This window comes from Winogradskyella sp. 3972H.M.0a.05, from assembly GCF_040493455.1.
Classification (GTDB): domain Bacteria; phylum Bacteroidota; class Bacteroidia; order Flavobacteriales; family Flavobacteriaceae; genus Microcosmobacter.
In genome coordinates this window covers 206,235-220,399 of sequence record NZ_JANFDA010000001.1, presented here as the reverse complement: position 1 = coordinate 220,399, position 14,165 = coordinate 206,235, and the positions used below count along the sequence as shown (strand labels likewise).

General features: G+C 35.1%; 16 protein-coding genes. 5 read left to right on the top strand and 11 right to left on the bottom strand.

Translation table 11 applies throughout. The annotated features are described in order from the left end of the window. Positions 1 to 49: 49 nt before the first annotated feature. The 7 genes from NCE97_RS00935 to NCE97_RS00905 all read right to left on the bottom strand — a co-directional run bounded on the left by NCE97_RS00935 (position 50) and on the right by NCE97_RS00905 (position 5,663). Positions 50 to 607, bottom strand: coding sequence for a Crp/Fnr family transcriptional regulator (locus tag NCE97_RS00935; RefSeq protein ID WP_353776990.1), 558 nt, complete (start codon positions 605 to 607; stop codon positions 50 to 52). 131 nt (positions 608 to 738) lie between these two features. Next, on the bottom strand, positions 739 to 1,761 hold the full coding sequence (locus tag NCE97_RS00930; protein ID WP_353776989.1) for an alpha/beta hydrolase: 1,023 nt from the start codon (positions 1,759 to 1,761) through the stop codon (positions 739 to 741). 1 nt (position 1,762) lies between these two features. Further along, on the bottom strand, positions 1,763 to 2,251 hold the full coding sequence (locus tag NCE97_RS00925; RefSeq protein ID WP_353776988.1) for a nuclear transport factor 2 family protein: 489 nt from the start codon (positions 2,249 to 2,251) through the stop codon (positions 1,763 to 1,765). 1 nt (position 2,252) lies between these two features. Continuing rightward, positions 2,253 to 2,765: a nuclear transport factor 2 family protein gene (locus NCE97_RS00920; protein WP_353776987.1), complete on the bottom strand. Its 513-nt coding sequence runs from the start codon at positions 2,763 to 2,765 to the stop codon at positions 2,253 to 2,255. A gap of 87 nt (positions 2,766 to 2,852) precedes the next feature. Then, positions 2,853 to 3,755, bottom strand: coding sequence for a helix-turn-helix domain-containing protein (locus NCE97_RS00915; RefSeq protein WP_353776986.1), 903 nt, complete (start codon positions 3,753 to 3,755; stop codon positions 2,853 to 2,855). Positions 3,756 to 3,843: 88 nt separating this feature from the next. After that, complete coding sequence (locus tag NCE97_RS00910; RefSeq protein ID WP_353776985.1) at positions 3,844 to 4,749, bottom strand: nuclear transport factor 2 family protein; 906 nt, start codon at positions 4,747 to 4,749, stop codon at positions 3,844 to 3,846. A gap of 95 nt (positions 4,750 to 4,844) precedes the next feature. Next, positions 4,845 to 5,663: a helix-turn-helix domain-containing protein gene (locus NCE97_RS00905; protein ID WP_353776984.1), complete on the bottom strand. Its 819-nt coding sequence runs from the start codon at positions 5,661 to 5,663 to the stop codon at positions 4,845 to 4,847. A gap of 146 nt (positions 5,664 to 5,809) precedes the next feature. Between NCE97_RS00905 and NCE97_RS00900 the strand changes: the two genes are divergently transcribed. Continuing rightward, positions 5,810 to 6,241, top strand: a complete 432-nt coding sequence (locus tag NCE97_RS00900; RefSeq protein WP_353776983.1) for a tellurite resistance TerB family protein — start codon at positions 5,810 to 5,812, stop codon at positions 6,239 to 6,241. 52 nt (positions 6,242 to 6,293) lie between these two features. On the opposite strand, the gene NCE97_RS00895 is transcribed toward NCE97_RS00900, so the two are convergent. The 4 genes from NCE97_RS00895 to fbp form a co-directional block, all read right to left on the bottom strand. Further along, complete coding sequence (locus NCE97_RS00895) at positions 6,294 to 7,217, bottom strand: TolB family protein (protein WP_353776982.1); 924 nt, start codon at positions 7,215 to 7,217, stop codon at positions 6,294 to 6,296. 68 nt (positions 7,218 to 7,285) lie between these two features. After that, the gene (locus NCE97_RS00890) at positions 7,286 to 8,065 is read right to left on the bottom strand and encodes a helix-turn-helix domain-containing protein (RefSeq protein ID WP_353776981.1); all 780 of its coding nucleotides are present in this window, start codon (positions 8,063 to 8,065) and stop codon (positions 7,286 to 7,288) included. A gap of 40 nt (positions 8,066 to 8,105) precedes the next feature. Then, a complete protein-coding gene (locus NCE97_RS00885; RefSeq protein WP_353776980.1) occupies positions 8,106 to 8,402 on the bottom strand; it encodes a hypothetical protein in 297 nt (98 codons plus the stop codon). Between the two features lie 35 nt (positions 8,403 to 8,437). Next, positions 8,438 to 9,442 carry a class 1 fructose-bisphosphatase gene (fbp, locus tag NCE97_RS00880; protein WP_353776979.1) on the bottom strand — a complete coding sequence of 335 codons (1,005 nt, stop codon included), beginning with the start codon at positions 9,440 to 9,442 and terminating at the stop codon, positions 8,438 to 8,440. 122 nt (positions 9,443 to 9,564) lie between these two features. Here fbp and NCE97_RS00875 point away from each other — a divergent pair, with 122 nt between their 5' ends. From NCE97_RS00875 to NCE97_RS00860, 4 genes are read left to right on the top strand one after another with little or no spacing between them, the layout of a single operon-like run. Next, a complete protein-coding gene (locus tag NCE97_RS00875) occupies positions 9,565 to 10,044 on the top strand; it encodes a GNAT family N-acetyltransferase (RefSeq protein WP_353776978.1) in 480 nt (159 codons plus the stop codon). After that, on the top strand, positions 10,045 to 11,295 hold the full coding sequence (locus NCE97_RS00870) for an aspartate kinase (protein WP_353776977.1): 1,251 nt from the start codon (positions 10,045 to 10,047) through the stop codon (positions 11,293 to 11,295). 21 nt (positions 11,296 to 11,316) lie between these two features. Further along, a complete protein-coding gene (locus NCE97_RS00865) occupies positions 11,317 to 13,146 on the top strand; it encodes a GNAT family N-acyltransferase (RefSeq protein ID WP_353776976.1) in 1,830 nt (609 codons plus the stop codon). Next, entirely contained in the window at positions 13,136 to 14,146 is a 1,011-nt protein-coding gene (locus tag NCE97_RS00860) for a carboxypeptidase-like regulatory domain-containing protein (RefSeq protein WP_353776975.1), read from the top strand. The genes NCE97_RS00865 and NCE97_RS00860 overlap by 11 nt, the downstream gene beginning before the upstream one ends. Positions 14,147 to 14,165: the final 19 nt, after the last annotated feature.

Here is a 14,165-nt window from a genome sequence, read left to right as displayed (position 1 = left end):
TATTAGGCGAGAATGATGAAAAATTTACCCTATGGTAAAAAACGATGTATCAAATATTTTTTCTAATTCTACTCAAACTCTGTTGAGTAATTCCCAGGAAAGATGCAATATGTGAAAGTTTGGCTTTTTGAAAAATGGCTGGATAGTCAGTCATTAGTTTTAAGTATCTAGATTCTGCAGTTTTAGTATGAATATCCATTATTCTCCTACTAAATGTCATTGCAAATTCTGCAAGTAATACTCTTGCTTCTTTACTAGCAGATGGCACATTTTCAATAATAGTATTTAACTGATTAGCAGAAATAAGTAAGACATCAGTATCTTCTAATGCCTCGATAAAAAGAATATTCTCTTCCTTTTTAAAGTAACTAAAAGGTGAGGTGACAGTAGATTCTTTTGAAGAAAACCAGTGAGTGATTTCATTACCTTCAATGTCAAGATAGTAAACACGTAGAAAGCCCTTTAAGACAAAATAAAAATAATCACATCGCTGACCTGCCTCTAGTAATAATTCTCCCTTTTTTAGAGATGCATTATTTAAATCAAGATTGTATTGAATATTCCAGTTTAATAAATTTTTTGAAGAAAAGAATTTTGTCTGGAACATTATTGATCTATTGGTTTAGTTAATAACACAGTTCTAGTTGTAGGTTTATCAAAGATAATCTTATCTAAACAAAATGTATTAGATTAAATAAAGAAGGAGAATCATTGATTCTCCTTCTTTATTTTCAAGTTCTATAAATTCTTATGGAAAAACGAACTGGTTTTTTCGACTGCTAAATCCACTTCATCTTTTTGGTCATAGAAAGCGAATTGATGCATAGGCGATGCCAAATCCGTATCTACCCAAACCAATTCCTTCTTCTTAGAGGGAACAGCTTCAAAATATTTTTTGGTGTAGTCTGGTAACACACAACCATCACTGTGTACCATAAATAATGGCTTGTCTAATTTTGCAGCTGAAGGAAATGGGTCTAGATTTAACCAATCTTCCCACGTCGCTACAGCAAATTGATCGGCACTCCATTGTGGAATAGCACCGCGCTCTGGATTGAGATAATAATCAAAGTTACCATACATAGCTGCTGTTGGGTCGTCCGTTGAAATTGTTTTGATATAGGTAAATTCACCAGTCTCGGCATATTTCTTTTTTGCAGCTTGGGCTGCATCCTTGCGTTGTTGTACACCTTCTTCACCACCATAAAATAGTTTTACAGCTTCGGCATCGTGTAACCAAGAAGCAGTCGTGGCTACTGCTTTAATATCGTTGTCTTCTGAAGCTGCCATTAAAGTATACATAGATCCTGCACAGACACCAAAGGCACCAATGTTATTACCATCAACCTCAGGAAGTGATTTTAAATAGGCTACTGCATTTTTGATATCCTGAATCTTCATCATTGGGTTTTCCCAAGCTCTTGGTACGCCTTCACTGTCGCCATAATTTCTAAAATCGAATGCCAAAGTGATAAATCCATTTTCAGCAAATCGTTTGGCATATAAGCCAGCCATTTGTTCTTTCACTGTGGTCCAACTTCCGGAGCATACTATTGTTGGATATGCCTTGCCTTCTTCAAAATTTGGCGGATAATAGAGATTACCGACAAGGTTAAGGCCTTCACTTTTAAAGTTTACTGTTTTCATGATTGCTTCTGTATTTTTAGGTTCTTTTTGCTGTGTTTGTTCTTCTTTCTTTTTTTCTGAATTTCCGCAAGCACTCATCAGTACAATTGCAGAGAGGATAAATAGTTTTTTCATATTACTTGATTTTATCTAATAGTCCAAAGCCGCGAGCAGCTGTAATCGGGTTGAATAGTTCTACGTATTCTATAATTTTCCCATTGTCATCAAACTTAAAAGTAGAGTAGTAGTTATTGCTATAAGTCCCTGCGCCATCTTTTAATTTGATGTGTCCTGAATATTTCACAAAAACTAGGCTTGGATCCTCCATAGCATAGAGTTCTTCAATAGGGAAAGACATCCCATCAAAGTTTGGAAATACTGGAGCCCAATAGGCTCTAATCGCCTCCTTGCCTTCTGCTCCTTCAGGAAAAATACCTGAATGATAAGGGTTGATGTGTTTTGCATCATCAGCAAACAATTGAAGTAAATTGTCTACATTCTCTTCCTCTAAGGCTTTAAAAAAAGAGGTAACCGAGGCTTTGTTTTGAGTTGCTATTGTAGTGTTCATAGTGTTATTACATGAATATGTTAATCCTATACAAAGGAGGATTATTAGTTGTTTCATTTTAATTAGTTTTTACGTTTTCTATCGCTTTTTCAATCAACTTGGCATTACCATCCTGGTATTTGTAGTTGAAGGTCATTGTGGTAATTTTCCAATCGTTTCCAGATTGTTCTAACTCAAAATCATAACTTCCAACCACAGTCCAGATATTGCCCTTATCGTCTTCTAAATAATGAGTCGCTGTTCCGTAGCAAAAACTATGTGCTTTAACACCACTCACTTCTGTAATAAAGTTCCCAATTTGATGATGTGTGAATGTAAAGCCTGGTAATACAGTTTTCCATGCATTAGTGATGTCTTTTGGAGTTACTGTTGTAGCTGGGTTTCCTGTCATTGATGAGTAGTCTAGCATTACATTTTTTGCAAATTGTGCTTCTACGTCTTCCCAGTTTCTTTGGTCCGAATTGACAAACATCTTGCTTATGGTTTCTTGGATGCTGATCTTGTCTTTCATGTTCTGTCCATTTACTATTAATGAAGTGGTCATTAATACGGTTATAAATAAAGTTTTCATCGTCTACCGTGTTTTATAATACAAAGATGCGATAGCTTAAGCGCGAAAAGTTTATGGAATCAAATCAAGAAGTATAAAAATCAAAGGTTATTTGTTTTTTCTAAAGGAATTAGGCGTTTGCCCTGTTTGTTTTTTGAAGAAACTACTGAAGTTATTCGGAGAATCAAACTGTAAGGAATACGCAATTTCCTTGATGCTCATTTCCGTTTGAAGCAAGTGAGACTTAGCCATTCTAACAAGATGATTATGTATATGTGCTTTGGCTGTATGCCCTGTAATTTGCTTTACGATAGCATTCAAATGATTGGGATGTACGGCCAATTGTTGAGCATAATAGCTTGGCGAATGTGTTTTATTGGAGTTCGCGGTATAGAAGCTGGTCTCAATTAATGTTTGAAATCTAGACAATAAAGAAATGTCTGCTTTTCGGAATTCTGCGGTAGCATCTTCCTTGCTGACCTGAGCTTCAAAAAAGCGCTTCACAAAATTGAGTAGTACTAAAACATGTGCTTCTATAATTGCAATGGAGTCTTTTTTGAGATTTTGTTGTTCTTCATAAATGGATTCGTAAATCTGCAGAAGTTTAGAAACTTCGTGAGGTTGCACCTCAAAAGGTATGGCTTTATCAATTTTTAAGTACGGAAAGTCTTGTAATAAATGCGTAAGATACTTGGACTGAGAAATAAACTCTTTGGAAAATATGATGTAATATCCTTCCCAATCTGGCAAAATATCCCAGGAAATAATTTGAAAAGGAGAATTGAAAAACACTGTTGCGCCTTCTGGGAAATTGGAGTGATGTCCGGAAATAGCCTTGCCAGAACCTTCAACTTTTATAGCCACAGCAAAGAACTCATGCTTAAAAGGTTCCATGTTGTGTACCACAGTAGGCATGTTTTCTTCAAAAGAGCGAATATCAAAGTAAGGATGCTTTGAGTTTGGGATATTTATAGCCTTGCAATAGGCCTCTATAGTTTTGAAGTGCTGCATTATTTTTCTAAACCTGAGTTCTTAAAAATACAAAAGCCATCTTTAAAAAGGCGGCTTTTATATTAGTATGTTGACCTTGTTTAGTTAATTAAAACTTGCCATTGTCATGAGCCATTTCTGAAGGAATCTCTTGGATAACATCCCAGTGTTCTACAATTTTTCCATTTTCAACTCTAAATAAATCATAGAATGCTGTTGGTTTTTGGTTCCATTCTCCTTCACTCATCGTCAATACAAAATTGCCTTCTCCTAAAACTTTATGAACTTTCTTATAGATGAAAGGGTTGTTAGCTTCTGCCAAAGCCATTAGTGCTTCATTCAAACCACTTAAACCGTCTTTAACCATAGGATTGTGCTGATCGTACTGTTCTATGCTTATGTATTCTGTAATCTTTTCTGGAGCTTTTCCGAAGAATACATCGTCCATTAAGTTTTGTACGAGTGTTTTGTTAGCTTCTGTTTTATCTAGATCTTTAATTTCCGTTGGACCATCTACTTGTGAACGACCGCTTGCAGTTTCATTTACTTTTGGAGTAATATTATCCCAATGCTCAGCAACTTTGCCGTCTTCCATTCGCCAAACATCGAAAGCTACGATTTCTTTTGCACCAAAGGCTTCAGCATTGTCATAAGTATTATGAAAAATAATGTAATTACCATCTTGTAGTAAGCGGTGCGTTTTGTAGGTAGTATTAGCTTCCTTTAATGCAGGTAAAAAACCAAGTACAGGCTCTATACCAGTAGGGACATGTGGGTTATGTTGAATGTAATCTTGAGCGAAATATTTGTTTACGCCTTCTTCACTGTAAGCCTTAAAGAATGCATCTTGTGCCTTTATGGCAATCTCTTTGTAATCAGGTGTTTTTGCTTCTGTTGTCATTTCTTTAGTGTTTTGTGATTCTATTGGAGTGTTTTCTTTTGTTTCGTTTTTACAAGCCATTATTACTAAGCTTGTGATAAGACCAAGTGTGATTTTTTTGAATATTGATTTCATATGTATTGTCTTTGAGTTAGTTATTCTCTGCGAGTAAATTTTATAATGCAAAGGAATTACTAAAACAGTAAGGAGGAGTTATCAAAACAAAGTGATTAACTATCAATTTGATAAGACAGTCTAAATTGAGCAGGAGAAGAGTTAGTTTTATTTTTGAACAATCGAATCATGTTGTTCGGTTCAGAAAAGTTTAGCTCATAAGCTATTTCTGAAATGGTCTTTGTAGAATATAGCAACTCGTTTTTTATTTCAGAAACAATACGTTCCTTAATCATATCTGTAGCAGTAATACCAAATTGTTTTTTGACGGAGTTGTTCAGTGTTATCCGGCTGATTTTCAATAACGATGCATAATCATTGACTTGCTGATGTGTTTTGTAGTTCTGCTCAAGAGATTCCTTAAATAAATAGGCGTGATTGTTGAGGTGTGTTTCATTTTCTAGAGTGTGAAATTCACAAAAATGCCTATTCAATTTGATAAGGATATAATACAAAAGTGACCGTAGGATGTGTGAAGAATCATTTTGATAATTGTTGATTTCGCTTAGTAGCTCTTCAAAAATGTCATGTTCAAAAGAAAACAACCTTTCTCTGGTCGTTAAAATTGGGCTTACAGTATTATTATAAAAGTATTGAAGACGGTATACAAACAATTCATCTGAAAAGAAATGACCAAGGAAATCTTTTTCAAAAATTAGCGCGTAGCCTTCAGTTTTTTCTAAATCTACAAACCATTGCCTTCTTTGATAAGGCGAAGTGAATATAAAAGTACCAGAGGCGAGATTTATGTTTTTATCACCAACTAAAACGTGGCCTTCGGCTTCAAAAAAAATTAAAACTTCGAAGAAATTTGTTGTGTATAGTTCTTTGGTGAATAATTGCGCTTTAAAATCTTCTAAATTGAAGAAATCCATCAGTAAAGGATGGTTATATTTTTGTTTATTAAAGAGGACTGTTTTCACACCCTTAATATATGCTTAATTAAGTAAAAAAAAGACAGATTTTCATTTTATAAAGCTTAGCTTTAAACTATATTTGCGCCACTAAAAACAAACAACTTATGTCAATTTCAGATTTATTTGATAGCGGGTTTAAAAAACGTAACCAAGATCACTTTGCAGCTATTGTAAGAGTGGCAATGGATGATGGTAAGATTTCTGATGAAGAGAAAACATTTTTGGACCGTTTAGCTAGAAATTTAGATATTACAGAAGACGATTATAAACAAATTCTAAAGGATTATAATTCACATCCTATCAACCCACCAATTATGTACAATAGAAGACTAGAACGTCTGTACGATTTGGCAAGAATGGTTTATGTAGATCACATTAAAGGCGATCATGAAGAATTTGTATTGCGTAAGATTGCAATAGGTCTTGGGTTTACTCCAGAAAATGTAAAGTATGTTGTAGATAAAGCCTTGACTCTAGTAAGTCATGGTGTAGACATTGATACTTTTATAGAAGAAATCAAGAATATGAATCGCTAACCTAGTTTAGCGTTACAATATAAAAGCGAATCTATTTCTAGATTCGCTTTTTTTATTTCATTTCAAACCAAGCAGGTCTTCCATGATATGCTTTACCAGAGGTGAGCTTTATCTGATTGCTACCATCTGGACGCATTAAGTAGATATTATTGCTTTCATCACCTCGGCCGCTTTCGAAAACGATCCAATTACCATCTGGTGAAATGTCTGGGTGTATGTTTCCTTTACTGGGATCGTTTGTTAACTGCTTAAAGTTGGACCCATCAAGATTAATCCCGAATAATTCGTAACTAAACTCATTGCGTCTTGCTATATTAATGACAAAAGAGCTATTGTCTTTTAACCAAACCAGTCCAGCAAACATGAATCCTTTAGGTGTCACTGTTGTCGTTTTTTGAGATGTTAGGTTGTATACCCTTAAGTATAAATTGTAATAGTCTTTTCCGCTTAAATAGGCCACTTGATTTCCATCAAAAGACCAAAAAGACATTTCTATTTGGGCAGGATTGTTGTTTGCCTTGTTCTGGCTTACCTGGACATGTTTTTTGGTGCTAATATCATAAACAAACAATTCCCTAAAATTGTCAACCTCTTTTGTATAGGCAATATGCGTACCTTGTTTGTTTTTGCGTTCTTGCTTTGCATTCGTAGTTATTGGACTTGGGTTATAAGGCGTTTCTACCTTGCTAAAAATATTTAGCGTGTAGAGCTTACCACCAGCACCATTACCTGTCTTTGATTTTGTAAATAAAAGTGTTTGACCATCACCAAAATCTTGCGGAAAACTATTGCTCATTTCAGAATCTGTTAGTTGGGCTGATTTCATAACATTTGGATTCATCATAAAGATGTCTGGTGTTTCGCCAGAGTATGAAATATATGCTATACGATAGTTATCTGGAATTGGAGGATTGAATTGTTGTGCAATACATTGAGACACAAAAAAGACAAGGATAACAAAGACTTTTACATTCATGACTAAAATTTTGATTGCAATGTATATCGGTAAGTCTATGTAAATCAAATGAAAAGACTCCTAAAGTATCATTTGAGATACTCTTTTGGTGTAACTCCAGCTACTTTTTTGAAGATTCTGTAGAATGAAGATTCAGAATTAAAACCAGACTCTTTTGCAATGCCTGCAAGGTTTTTCTTTTCCAAATCTCCAGCCTCTAGTCGCTCTTTTACGTGAAGAACTCTAAGCTTATTTATATAATCATTAAAAGAGTTTTTAAGCCCCTTATTTATAGCATAAGAGAGGGTTTGTACAGTAATACCAAGCTTATCGGACACATCTTTTGACCTGAGATCTCCTTTCAAGTAAAGCTTTTCTTCTCTCATTAACCTATCAAGATTATCCAGAACAGTTTTTGTCTTTTCTTCTGAGATAAGAGCTTTAGAGGTAGTTTTTTGAAAATGAATAGGAATTCTTTTCCTGCTTAGGTGATCTAAAGAAAAGCTAATAAAATAGCCAATGAAAGCAATGAAAAGATAGTAAGGGTAAAAATAAATGTAACCCAAGCTATATCCCATAATAAATACATCGACTATCGTTAGGATTCCCCAAATAATGGTAAATATTATAAGAATGATCAACAACTTTTTTAACCATTCGTATTTCTCGATTGTTGTGTCCGAATAATTTTGATCGATCTCTAACTTATATTTCTTTAAAGCCTTCAAACTGAAATATAAATACGTAATGAAACTTATTAAGGCAATTACCTCTAGAGTAGGTTCAATGTAGTTCCAGTGAATGCCATAAAACTCTTGGCGCCAAGATAAAGATTGAACATATACAGCTATAAAATAAATGAATTCCAAAAATCCTGGTACAAGGTGAAGCCATTGAAGTTTAGAAATTTTATAGTTGAGTGGTATTCTTCTTTATATAAATCCAAATCAAAGGACCATAAAAAAGATTGAACGTCAGCGGTAGAAACAATGTAAACGATTGCCCAAAAACTTTATATAATTGAGATGAATTGATGACAATCTGAAGGTTTGCCATTGCAAACAACAATATCCAAAACCCTAAAATGACATTGGTTTTTAAGATTGGTTTTTTTGTAAAAAGAAAACCTGAAAGAATAATGCCATGGATGATACCCACAAACAAAAAGATGTTCAAGATGTTTATTGTGCTAAGCTCAAAAGACATAACACAAATCTAAGGCAGAATTTCTTAACTTGGTGTTAAGCTTTTTGCATAAACTCTTCAGCCTTTTCTACCATCTTTCGGCTTCCACAAAAGAACGGCACACGTTGATGAAGTTCCGAAGGCTGTATATCTAGGATTCTTGTAAATCCATTACTCGCCTTTCCGTTAGCTTGTTCAGCAAGAAAAGCCATTGGATTACATTCGTAAAGCAGTCTCAATTTACCTTCAGAGTTTTTAGAACTCTTAGGATACATATAGATGCCTCCCTTTATCATATTACGATGAAAGTCTGATACCAAGGACCCAATGTAACGACTTGTGTACGGTCTGTCACCCTCTTCCATTTGGCAATACTTAATGTAATCTTTTACACCTTGCGGAAAGTGAATGTAATTTCCTTCGTTAACAGAATAGATTTTACCAGTTTCAGGGAACTGCATATTTGGATGCGATAAATAGAATGTTCCAATAGCAGGGTTTAGCGTAAACCCATTAACACCATCACCAGTAGTATACACCAACATTGTTGATGTTCCATAAACCACATAACCTGCTGCAACTTGCTGATTTCCTTTCTGAAGAAAGTCCGCCATAGTCACAGGAGTTCCGACAGGAGTGATACGCCTGTAAACCGAAAAAATAGTTCCCACAGAAACATTGACATCGATGTTTGATGAACCATCCAAAGGATCAATTAAGACAACATATTTGTTTTGGTGGTTTTCATCCTGACTATTTATGGCAATAAAATCATCTTCTTCCTCACTAGCTATTCCACAAACAATATTCCTATTGGTTAAGGTTTGAATAAATTTATCGTTAGCATATACATCTAACTTTTGTTGATCTTCACCTTGGATGTTAGTGTCACCAGCCGCTCCAATAATATCTACCAAACCAGCTTTGTTAACCTCATGGTTTACAACCTTTGCAGCTAAACGAATAGAATTAATAAGTCGAGAAAGTTCACCAGAAGTATATTTGAAAGACGATTGGTTTTCAATGATAAACTCTCCTAGAGTTTGATTTTTTTGCGACATAGAAAGTAAGGTTATGGTGGCACAAATATCGCATTTTTTAACAAACTATAACGTTTTCGTAACGATAATAAATAGTGTTTTTTAAACAACTTTTCGACTATCTTTGGGTTTTCTTATTTTTCATGAAACCACATATTCGCTTAGCAACAATAGAAGATATGCCTAGAGTTCTAGAACTCATTAAGGCCTTGGCAGAATTTGAGAAAGAACCTCATGAAGCCGAACTTATTTTAGAAGACTTAGAACGCGATGGTTTTGGGGCGCAACCAAAGTTTGTCTGTTTTGTTGCTGAAGTAGACAACAAGGTAGAAGGTATAGCCTTGGTGTATGGAAGGTACTCTACCTGGAAAGGTGAAACATTACATTTAGAAGACCTTATAGTAAGCGAGGAGCGAAGAGGCTTAGGCATAGGGTCTTTATTGCTGGATGAGGTTGTTAAGTATGGTCATAGTTTAAAGGTTAAACGCATAAGTTGGGAAGTTCTGGATTGGAATGAACCAGCAATTCAGTTTTACGAAAATAAGGGCGCAAAAGTAATGCGAGATTGGGATGTGGTACAGCTCAACGAAAAAGGAATAGAAACGTATTTATCAAAACTATAAATGCAGGTATTTAAATTTGGTGGTGCATCTGTAAAAGATGCCGAAGGTGTAAAAAACTTAGCAAAAGTGCTCAAGCAAGTTGGGTATGAAGAAACTTTGGTTGTTGTCTCTGCTATGGGCAAAATGACCAATGCTTTTGAACATGTCATCAAAAATTATTTTGAAAATAAAGCAGAGCTGAAGAGTTCAATTCAAGATATCCTTAAGTATCATAATCAAATCCTTTTAGATCTTTTTGAGAATGAAAGCCACGTCGTGTTCAAAAAAGTCCGAGAATTATTCTTAGAGTTAGAAAGCTTTTTGAACCGAAACAAATCACCAGATTACAATTTTGTTTACGACCAGACCATTTCTTATGGAGAGTTAGTATCTACAACCATAGTGAGTGAATACCTCAATCATATTGGATTAACTAATAATTGGGTAGATGTTAGAGAATATATCAAAACAGATAATTATTACCGAACAGCAAATGTCGACTGGGAGACAACTCAATCTTTGATAAGCAAAAATCTAAACAAGAATACACTAAATATCACTCAAGGATTTATAGGTAGTGATGCCAACAACTTTACCACAACCCTTGGTAGAGAAGGAAGTGATTACACTGCAGCAATCTTTGCCTATTGTCTCAATGCCCAGAGTGTTACCATTTGGAAAGACGTAGAAGGTGTTCTCAATGCCGACCCACGTTATTTTGAACACGCGCAACTAATACATCAAATCTCATATAGAGAAGCTATAGAATTAGCGTTTTATGGAGCTTCGGTAATTCACCCAAAAACATTGCAGCCCTTACAGCGAAAGGAAATTCCGTTGTATGTAAAGTCGTTTGTAAATCCTGAAGGGAAAGGCACATCCGTTAGCAAAGGCAAAGCAATAGAACCAGAAATGCCTTGCTTTATAGTGAAGAAGAATCAGGTGCTTATCTCATTATCATCCTTGGATTTTTCATACATCGTAGAAGAAAACATCAGTGATATTTTTAATCTATTGCATCATTATAAGATGAAGGTTGATGTAATTCAAAACTCAGCGATTAGTTTTTCAGTTTGTATAGACAATGTATATAATAATCTTGAACAATTAGTTCAGCATTTAAAAGCGAAATTTAAAGTAACAATTCACGAAAATGTGAGTCTATATACAATAAGACATTATAACGAAAAAGCGATAGATACAATTGAAACTGGTAAAACAGTGTTACTGAAACAATTAACACAGGAAACAGTACAAATCGTTACCCAATAAACAATTTACTACATTTGTTAAATGCCAAAAAAGGAGGACATAGGTCTAGTATCAGCAAAAGAAGTAGCTAAAGCCATTAATGCTGACAAGTATGGGTTTTTAGGAACATTCTTTGGATGGTTACTAATGAAGGTTTTAAAGATTTCGACAATCAATAAGATATATAAGCGAAACAAACACCTTTCTGATCTCGACTTTTTGAATGCGCTTTTAGATGATTTTCAAATCAAGTTTGAAATTCCAGAAGAAGACCTTAAGCGCTTACCAAAAGATGGCGCCTATATTACGATATCCAACCATCCATTAGGTGGAATTGACGGAATTTTACTTTTGAAATTAATGCTCGAGCAGCGAGCGGATTTTAAGATTATAGCAAATTTCCTTCTGCATCGTATTGAACCTCTGAAACCTTACGTAATGCCTGTAAATCCTTTTGAAGACAGAAAGGATGTAAAATCGAGCATTGCTGGATTTAAAAACTCATTGCTTCATCTTAAAGACGGTCATCCGCTTGGTGTGTTTCCGGCAGGTGAAGTATCTACATACAAAGACGGTAAGTTAGTAGTTGATAAACCTTGGGAGCAAGCTGCAATCAAGCTCATCAAGAAGGCAGAAGTTCCAGTAGTTCCAATTTATTTTCATGCAAAAAATAGCCGACTGTTTTACAGGCTTTCTAAGGTTAGTGATACATTAAGAACGGCTAAATTACCTTCAGAATTATTGACCCAAAAGCGTAGAACGATTAAAGTAAGGATTGGTAGACCAATCACTGTAAAAGATCAGCAAGAACACAAAGACCTTCAGGATTTTTCTTCATTCTTAAGGCAGAAAACCTATATGCTGTCTCATGCTTTTGAGCCTAAAGAAAAAATTCTTAAGAATATACAATCGTCTTTAAAAACCCCTAAGATTCCTAAAAAAATAGTTACGCCTGTTGATACAGGCTTAATGGTTAAGGAGGTTGAAGCCTTGCGTAATGAGGATTTTAGACTGTTAAAGAGTAAGAACTACGAGGTTTATTTAGCACCTGCGGCAAATATCCCGAATATTCTTAGAGAGATTGGGCGACTTAGGGAGATAACCTTCAGAGAAGTTGGAGAAGGCACCAATGAGGCGATAGATTTAGACAAGTTCGATACCTACTATCACCACATGTTCCTTTGGGACGATGATAAAAAAGTATTGGCAGGGGCTTATAGAATGGGACTCGGTTCCAAAATATACGAGCGTTACGGAATCAATGGGTTTTACTTGCAAGATCTATTCAGGTTTGAGCCCGAGTTGTATACCATGATGAGTCGATCCATAGAGATGGGAAGAGCTTTTATCATTAGTGAATATCAACAAAAGCCAATGCCGCTATTTTTGCTTTGGAAAGGGATTGTACATACGACACTAAGATTCCCAGAACATCGATACCTTATAGGCGGTGTGAGTATAAGCAACCAGTTTTCGAACTTCTCTAAGAGTTTGATGATTGAGTTCATGAAATCACATTATTATGATCCTTATGTGGCGCAGTATGTTCATCCGAAAAAGGAATTTAAGGTAAAGCTAAAAGATGCTGATAAGGATTTTGTGTTCGACGAAACCGAAGCAGATCTTAATAAATTCGATAAGATTATTGATGAGGTAGAGCCAGGAGCTTTGCGACTACCTGTGCTTCTAAAGAAATACATCAAGCAAAACGCTAAGCTTGTAGCGTTTAATGTAGATCCACTATTCAATAATGCAGTGGATGGTTTGATGTATATAAAGATTGCGGATCTTCCCGAAAGTACCGTTAGACCTGTTATGGAAGAGTTCCAAGCTGAGTTAGAACGCAAATTCTCTAACAATAATGGGAATTAGACTTTCGCTTTTTTTCTTCTTTTTAGTTCAGATTAGTATTGCCCAAAATATTACAGGAACCGTTGTAGATCATAAAACAGGATTGCCTATAGAAAGTGCATCTATTTATTTTGATAATACCACAGTCGGAACCACGACTGACGAAACAGGTCGATTTTCAATACCATATTTAGATGAGATAAGATCGCCGTTAATTATATCATTCTTGGGTTACGAAGATGTCATCATTAGCGATTATAACTCAGGACAGGAGTTTAAGATAACGCTCAAGGAAGCTTTTGACAAACTAGATGAGGTGGTCATTAATTATGACGATGGTCTTACACGAAAGCAAAAACTGCGACTGTTTAAAAAGGAGTTTTTGGGAGAATCTCAGTTTGGGGAATCTTGTAAAATACTCAATGAAGATGATATAATTCTGAGATACGATGCTGAGAAAAAAGTGCTTTACGCTAGTGTAAAGCGACCGCTCGAAATAGAGAATAATAAGTTGCAATACCTTGTAAAATATGACCTTGTAGAGTTTGAATTAAGTTTTAGGTATGTCAATCCCAACAAGAATATATTCAATACAAGATCGATGTATTACACAGGCACTACATTTTATAAAGACTTAGGTAATCTAAAGAAGAGGACTATAAAACTACGGAAGAAAGTCTATACAGGGTCTGTACACCACTTTATGAGAAGCCTATATTACAACACACTGTCAGAAGAGAAGTATCAAATTTTTTATAAAAAACGCAAAATAGATAAGCTAGAGGAAGCGTTTGAAATAAGTGATGTGGAGGGAGCGGAATGGAAAAAAGTGAAACTGCTGAAAAACATAGTTACAATCCTATTTGATAATAAATTACAGTCTAATATGGAGGTGAAGTCAGACTATTTTTATATCGATAAGTATGGTAACCATAGCCCAATCCCGAAAGTATTTTTTGGAGGCGATATGGCTAGTCTGCGTTTAGGAGATGCACTCCCTTTAGATTATAAACCTGAATAAATGAAGCTTTGAACCGCTT

Coding starts and splice junctions, on each gene's coding strand:
- NCE97_RS00900 (WP_353776983.1), top strand. CDS start 5,810: ATGTCAATTTCAGATTTATTTGATAGCGGGTTTAAAAAACGTAACCAA.
- NCE97_RS00885 (WP_353776980.1), bottom strand. CDS start 8,402: ATGTCTTTTGAGCTTAGCACAATAAACATCTTGAACATCTTTTTGTTT.
- NCE97_RS00910 (WP_353776985.1), bottom strand. CDS start 4,749: ATGAAATCAATATTCAAAAAAATCACACTTGGTCTTATCACAAGCTTA.
- NCE97_RS00925 (WP_353776988.1), bottom strand. CDS start 2,251: ATGAAACAACTAATAATCCTCCTTTGTATAGGATTAACATATTCATGT.
- NCE97_RS00875 (WP_353776978.1), top strand. CDS start 9,565: ATGAAACCACATATTCGCTTAGCAACAATAGAAGATATGCCTAGAGTT.
- NCE97_RS00865 (WP_353776976.1), top strand. CDS start 11,317: ATGCCAAAAAAGGAGGACATAGGTCTAGTATCAGCAAAAGAAGTAGCT.
- NCE97_RS00920 (WP_353776987.1), bottom strand. CDS start 2,765: ATGAAAACTTTATTTATAACCGTATTAATGACCACTTCATTAATAGTA.
- NCE97_RS00915 (WP_353776986.1), bottom strand. CDS start 3,755: ATGCAGCACTTCAAAACTATAGAGGCCTATTGCAAGGCTATAAATATC.
- NCE97_RS00935 (WP_353776990.1), bottom strand. CDS start 607: ATGTTCCAGACAAAATTCTTTTCTTCAAAAAATTTATTAAACTGGAAT.
- fbp (WP_353776979.1), bottom strand. CDS start 9,442: ATGTCGCAAAAAAATCAAACTCTAGGAGAGTTTATCATTGAAAACCAA.
- NCE97_RS00905 (WP_353776984.1), bottom strand. CDS start 5,663: ATGGATTTCTTCAATTTAGAAGATTTTAAAGCGCAATTATTCACCAAA.
- NCE97_RS00860 (WP_353776975.1), top strand. CDS start 13,136: ATGGGAATTAGACTTTCGCTTTTTTTCTTCTTTTTAGTTCAGATTAGT.
- NCE97_RS00870 (WP_353776977.1), top strand. CDS start 10,045: ATGCAGGTATTTAAATTTGGTGGTGCATCTGTAAAAGATGCCGAAGGT.
- NCE97_RS00930 (WP_353776989.1), bottom strand. CDS start 1,761: ATGAAAAAACTATTTATCCTCTCTGCAATTGTACTGATGAGTGCTTGC.
- NCE97_RS00895 (WP_353776982.1), bottom strand. CDS start 7,217: ATGAATGTAAAAGTCTTTGTTATCCTTGTCTTTTTTGTGTCTCAATGT.